Genomic DNA, 5,115 nt, shown 5'->3' with positions numbered 1-5,115 from the left:
GACGTGCCCTATCTGGAGCTGGGCGGCCTCGGCCACGGCGCCGACCCGGTGTCCCCGGGGTTCGGCGCGCGGGTGCTGTCGGCCCGGGACGCCGAGGGCCACAGCGGTTACTTCCAGCCCGGCACGGACAGCCTCCGCAACCTCGCCGACATCGGGGTGGGCGCGTACAGCGAGGTGACGTGCGTACGGGAGGACGACGCGTGCCGGTCCGGTCTGTCCGGCGCGCCGACGGCCCAACGCGCGTAGAAACAGCAGGAAGTGCGGTCTGCGCGGGTGGCGACGGAGGGGCACGTGCCGCATACGATGAGCCGCATGGGTGACGTACTGGCGGGATTTCATGCCGTCTGGGAGTTCGAGTCCGACTCCGTGCTCATCCGTTACGAACGGGGGATTCGGACACCGAAGCTGTTCCAGGCGCTGGGCGAGCGCCGGATCCCGCTGACCGCGGTCGAGGGCGTGACCCTCGGGCCGGGCCGGCGCGGGACGGTCGTCCTGCGCCTGCGGCCGCGCCCCGGCGCCGATCCGCTGATGGAGGCGGCCGACGGGCAGCTGAAGGAGGGCTCCGACCCCTACCGGCTGGTGCTGCCGGCCGAGCGGGAGACCCTCGCCGAGTACTACGCCGACGAGCTGAAGGGGCTGCTCACCGAGTCCGGCCCCGCCGACCGGTACCTGGTCGCGGCACCCGAGGCGCCCCTGCAGTTCAAGGCCTACGACGCCAAGGCGTCCTTCGACGGGACGTGCGTGCAGTTCCGCTGGTCCTGGACGGGGGCGTCCTCGGCGAAGTGGAAGGCCGGTGACCAGAGCTTCGCGGTGGCCGAGCTGAGCGGGGTGGAGTGGCGCTCGCCGGAGGTCTTCGAGGGCCATCTGCGGCTGATCCGGCGCTCGGCCGGCCCGGCGGCGCCCGCGCAGCCCGACCAGGACCCGGCGGCCGTCGTCTTCGGGCTGGGCTACGGCCCGGTGCACGAGTCGCTGCCGTTCGCCGCGGCGGTCCTGGCCGCCGTACGCACCAGGGGGCCGGTACCCGCGATACCGGCCGCGGCCCGCCGCGACCCCGCCGACATCGCCGAACGGATCCGCCACCTCGGCGAACTCCACCAGGCCGGCCTGGTCACCGACGAGGAGTTCTCCACCAAGAAGGCGGAACTGCTCGCGGAACTGTGACCACCCGCCGACCCGACGGGACGGCGACCGACGGAACACACCGACCGGCCGGCCCCGTCGGGCAGCGAACCCCCACCAGGTGGGCGGGCTCTCCGGAGAACCGATTCCGCTGTGCGGATCCTTACTCGCGGCCCGCCGACGCGAAGCGCATGTCCGGGTAGCGGTCGCCGGAGACCTGGGAGGCTATGGGCTCCAGGGTGGACAGTTCGTCGTCGGTGAGGGTGATGCGGGTCGCCGCCACGTTCTCCTCCACCCGGCCCGGCTTGCGGGTGCCCGGGATCGGCACCACGGTCAGGCCCGCGACCGACGCCCGCTGCTGCACCCAGGCCAGGGCGATCTGGCCGAGCGTGGCGCCGTGGGCCTCGGCGACCGCCCGGACCGGCTCCAGCAGGGCCGCGTTGGCCGCCGCGTTGTCACCGGTGAAGCGGGGCTGGTGGCGGCGGAAGTCGTCGGCCGTCAGGTCCTGCTCGGCGTTGGTGAAGGAGCCGGTGAGGAAACCGCGGCCGAGCGGCGAGTACGGCACCAGGGCCACGCCCAGCTCCCGCGCGGCCGGTACGACCCGGGCCTCGATGTCCCGGCTGAACAGGGACCATTCCGACTGCACGGCCGCGATCGGGTGCACGGCGTACGCGGCGCGCAGCTCGTCCGCGGTGACCTCGCTGAGCCCGAGGTGCTTGACCTTGCCCTCGCGGACCAGCTCCGCCATCGTGCCGACGGTCTCCTCGATGGGGACGTTCACATCGCGGCGGTGCATGTAGTAGAGGTCGATCACATCGACGTCCAGCCGCTTCAGGCTGGCCTCGACCGCCTCGCGGATGTAGGGCGCGTCGTTGCGGATGACGCGCTTGGTCGGGTCGTCCGGCGGGATGGACAGGGCGAACTTGGTGGCGATGACCACCTCGTCCCGGTGCGCCTTGAAGAACGGCGACAGGAACCGCTCGTTCTCCCCGGCTCCGTAGGCGTCCGCCGTGTCGTACAGCGTGACGCCCAGCTCCAGTGCCCGGTCCAGCGCGGCACGGGCCTGCCCGGCGTCCGTCGGGCCGTAGGCGAAGCTCATGCCCATGCAGCCGAGGCCCTGCACGCCGGCCTCCGGCCCGTCCGTGCCCAGCCGTACCGTCGGAATCCTGGCGTCGGTCATCGAGTGGTCCCCTCGGTGGCGTAAAAACTGATCTTGCGGTCGAGTACGGCGAGCGTGTCGCGCAGTTCGGCGATCCGGTTCAGGACGTCCCGGCGGGTCGACTCCAGCAGGGCCCGCCGCTGCGGGTAGGTGTCCTCGCCCTCCCGCACCAGCTGCGCGTACCGGACCATGTCCGCCACCGGCATGCCGGTCAGCCGGAGCTTGGTCACGAAGTCCAGCCAGTCCAGGTCGCGGTTGCGGTAGCGGCGCTGGCCGGTGTGCGAGCGGTCGACGTGCGGCATCAGCCCGATCCGCTCGTACCAGCGCAGGGTGTGCGCGGTCAGACCGGTGAACGCGACGACCTCGCTGATCGTGTAGCGGTCCTCGCCGTCGGGGCGGGGGTGGCGCCGGGGAGGGGCGGAGCAGATGTCGGCGGGTGTGGAGTGCTCGGTGGCCGCTGGCGTGGTCTGCATCACCGTCATGCCCCCACGCTATGGCGTTGGAGTGCACTCCAGGCAAGCCGGTCCGGTAAGAAAATCCCCAGGACCCGGCCGGCCGCGCTGGTTAGCCTGCGCCCCATGAGTCTCGTACGACGGGCCGGGCCCGAGGATGCCGGGGAAGTACTGCGACTGCGCCAGATCATGATCGATTCCCTGTGGGGCGACGGGGGCGGCGGAGCCGGCGAGGCGGCCGGCTGGCAGAGCGAGTCGCTGCCGGAGCTGCGCCGGCGGCTCGCCGACGGCGGGGACTTCGCCGCGTTCGTGGTGGACCACCCCGGCCGGCCGGGAGCACTGGCCGCGCTGGTGGCCGGCACCGTCGAGTACCGCATAGGCAAGCCCGGCAATCCGCTGGGCCGGGTCGGGTACGTCTTCAGCGTGGCGACCGACCCGGACGCCCGCAGGCGGGGCTACGCCCGCGCGTGCGTGGAGGAACTGCTGGCCTGGTTCCGGGCACGCGGCGCCGGGCACGTGCTGCTCAACGCCTCTCCGCAGGCCGAGCCGCTGTACACCGCGCTGGGCTTCACCCGGGACCCGGACCCGTCGATGCGGCTGCCGCTGTGAGCCGCATAGGCTCGGACGCATGTCGTTGCAGAGCCTGGCGCTGATCGAGAACTGGCCCGTCCCCACCGCCGCGGCGGGGATCGTACGAGCCGACGGGACCGTCCTCGGGACGCACGGTCCCGTCGGGCACCGCTTCCCGCTGGCCTCCGTCACCAAGCCGCTGACGGCCTACGCGGCGCTCGTCGCCTACGAGGAGGGCGCGATCGAGCTGGACGAGCCGGCCGGTCCGCCCGGGGCGACGGTCCGTCACCTCCTCGCGCACACCTCGGGGCTGGCCTTCGACGAGCACCGGGTGACGGCCCCGCCCGGGGACCGGCGGCTGTACTCCAACGCCGGGTTCGAGCAGCTCGGGGACCACATCGCCAAGGCCACGGACATCCCGTTCGCGGAGTATCTGCGCCAGGCCGTGCTGGAGCCGCTGGGCATGACGGCCACGTCGCTGGAGGGCTCGCCGGCGAAGGACGGGGTGTCGACGGTCGAGGACCTGCTGCGGTTCGCGGCGGAGGTGCAGGCACCCCGGCTGCTGGACGCGCGGACGGTGGCGGCGGCGATGACCGTGCAGTACCCGGGGACCAAGGGCGTCCTGCCCGGGTACGGGCACCAGAACCCGAACGACTGGGGACTGGGCTTCGAGATCCGTGCCGGCAAGTCCCCGCACTGGACGGGCGCCTCGTCCTCGCCGCGCACGTTCGGGCACTTCGGGCAGTCGGGCACGTTCCTGTGGATCGACCCCGATGCCGGGGCGGCCGGGGTCGCGCTGACCGACCGCGCGTTCGGCCCCTGGGCGATCGAGGCGTGGCCGGCCCTCACGGACGCGGTCCTCGCGGAACTGCGCGGCTGACGGGGCGGCGGCCTCCGGGGGGCGGATGCCTTACGGGGCTACGGCGTCATCTCCCACAGCAGCAGGTCCGCCGGGGCCGTCGCCAGCGCGTCGAGCCCCTCGGCGCCGGTGATCCGCGCCGCGTCGCCGGGGCCCAGCCCGGTCCCGGCCAGCCGGACCGCGCCGCGCGCCACATGGACGTAGACCCACGGCGCGTCCGGCACCTGGCCGAGGTCATCCTCAGCGGCATGCTCACCGCCGTGCCCGGCGGCCCGCCCGGCTGCTACGCGTTCCGTGACGGCGTCCGCGAGCTGCTGCTGCTCGGTCTGCCCCGCACCGAACGCCATCGCACCACCGAACTCCTCGACCTCATAGGCGAGTTCATCGACAGCAGGGCGGGCCGGGCACCCGGCGAGTTCCGCGCGTCGGTGCCGTCCGCCGAGGGCGCGGGGACGGCCGTGGAGGACGAGCCGTTCGCCATGATCCTCGAGGACAGCGCACTGCGCCTGTCGGCCGACGGCGCCCAAGGCCTGTCGGCGGACGGCGCCGGGGAGTTGTTCGCGGGGCGGTACCGGCTGCTGCGGCCGTCGGGGGCCAGGGGCCGGCTGGCGGAAGACATCCGGGACGGGGGCGCCCACGTCGTCGTGAACAGGTATCCGGACGGGCGGGACGTGCCCGGTTTCCCGGACCTGGGCCGGGCCCTCGGCGCGCTGCGCCACCCCGGGATCGCGCCGGTCCGCGACCACGGCGTGGAGGACGGGGTGCCGTACCTGGTAAGGGAGTTCGTCACCGGCCCGACACTCGCGGAGTATCTGGAGGACCCCTCCGGCCGGCTGTCCGCCGACGAGATCCGCGCCCTGCTCGTCCGGCTCGCCGACGCGGTGCTCGCCCTGCACGCGCAGGACGGCCCGCGCGGCAGGCTGGAGGCCTCCGCGGTGGTCCTCACCCTGGGCGAG

The 5,115-nt window shown here is 73.5% G+C and carries 5 protein-coding genes and 3 pseudogenes; 5 read left to right on the top strand and 3 right to left on the bottom strand.

The window, feature by feature from the left end:
• Positions 1-246: pseudogene (locus tag H5J33_RS23010) on the top strand (hypothetical protein); the annotation flags it as partial.
• A 66-nt stretch (positions 247-312) separates the two neighbouring features.
• The gene (locus H5J33_RS23005; protein WP_181796805.1) at positions 313-1,161 is read left to right on the top strand and encodes a DUF4429 domain-containing protein; all 849 of its coding nucleotides are present in this window, start codon (positions 313-315) and stop codon (positions 1,159-1,161) included.
• 121 nt (positions 1,162-1,282) lie between these two features.
• On the opposite strand, the gene H5J33_RS23000 is transcribed toward H5J33_RS23005, so the two are convergent.
• Both H5J33_RS23000 and H5J33_RS22995 read right to left on the bottom strand, forming a co-directional pair.
• The gene (locus H5J33_RS23000; RefSeq protein WP_181796804.1) at positions 1,283-2,299 is read right to left on the bottom strand and encodes an aldo/keto reductase; all 1,017 of its coding nucleotides are present in this window, start codon (positions 2,297-2,299) and stop codon (positions 1,283-1,285) included.
• Complete coding sequence (locus H5J33_RS22995) at positions 2,296-2,760, bottom strand: MerR family transcriptional regulator (protein ID WP_181796803.1); 465 nt, start codon at positions 2,758-2,760, stop codon at positions 2,296-2,298. The genes H5J33_RS23000 and H5J33_RS22995 overlap by 4 nt, the downstream gene beginning before the upstream one ends.
• Before the next feature lie 96 nt (positions 2,761-2,856).
• On the opposite strand from H5J33_RS22995, the gene H5J33_RS22990 reads away from it, so the two are divergent.
• Together H5J33_RS22990 and H5J33_RS22985 are read left to right on the top strand one after the other, a co-directional pair.
• Positions 2,857-3,339 (top strand): GNAT family N-acetyltransferase, encoded by a 483-nt coding sequence (locus H5J33_RS22990; RefSeq protein ID WP_181796802.1) that lies wholly within the window; start codon positions 2,857-2,859, stop codon positions 3,337-3,339.
• Positions 3,340-3,358: 19 nt separating this feature from the next.
• Entirely contained in the window at positions 3,359-4,180 is an 822-nt protein-coding gene (locus H5J33_RS22985) for a serine hydrolase (RefSeq protein WP_181796801.1), read from the top strand.
• Between the two features lie 38 nt (positions 4,181-4,218).
• On the opposite strand, the pseudogene H5J33_RS37705 reads toward H5J33_RS22985, so the two are convergent.
• Positions 4,219-4,383, bottom strand: a pseudogene (locus H5J33_RS37705) (pirin family protein); the annotation flags it as partial.
• Between the two features lie 24 nt (positions 4,384-4,407).
• Between H5J33_RS37705 and H5J33_RS22975 the strand changes: the two are divergent.
• Positions 4,408-5,115 (top strand): annotated as a pseudogene (locus tag H5J33_RS22975) (serine/threonine protein kinase); the annotation flags it as partial.

The sequence above is a fragment of the Streptomyces sp. WELS2 genome (genome assembly GCF_013870595.1).
Lineage (GTDB): Bacteria > Actinomycetota > Actinomycetes > Streptomycetales > Streptomycetaceae > Streptomyces.
This window is presented reverse-complemented; position numbering and strand designations above follow the sequence as displayed.

Bases quoted from the DNA above. Each gene is read 5' to 3' on its own strand.
- H5J33_RS23005 (WP_181796805.1), top strand. From the start codon at position 313: ATGGGTGACGTACTGGCGGGATTTCATGCCGTCTGGGAGTTCGAGTCC.
- H5J33_RS23000 (WP_181796804.1), bottom strand. From the start codon at position 2,299: ATGACCGACGCCAGGATTCCGACGGTACGGCTGGGCACGGACGGGCCG.
- H5J33_RS22995 (WP_181796803.1), bottom strand. From the start codon at position 2,760: ATGACGGTGATGCAGACCACGCCAGCGGCCACCGAGCACTCCACACCC.
- H5J33_RS22990 (WP_181796802.1), top strand. From the start codon at position 2,857: ATGAGTCTCGTACGACGGGCCGGGCCCGAGGATGCCGGGGAAGTACTG.
- H5J33_RS22985 (WP_181796801.1), top strand. From the start codon at position 3,359: ATGTCGTTGCAGAGCCTGGCGCTGATCGAGAACTGGCCCGTCCCCACC.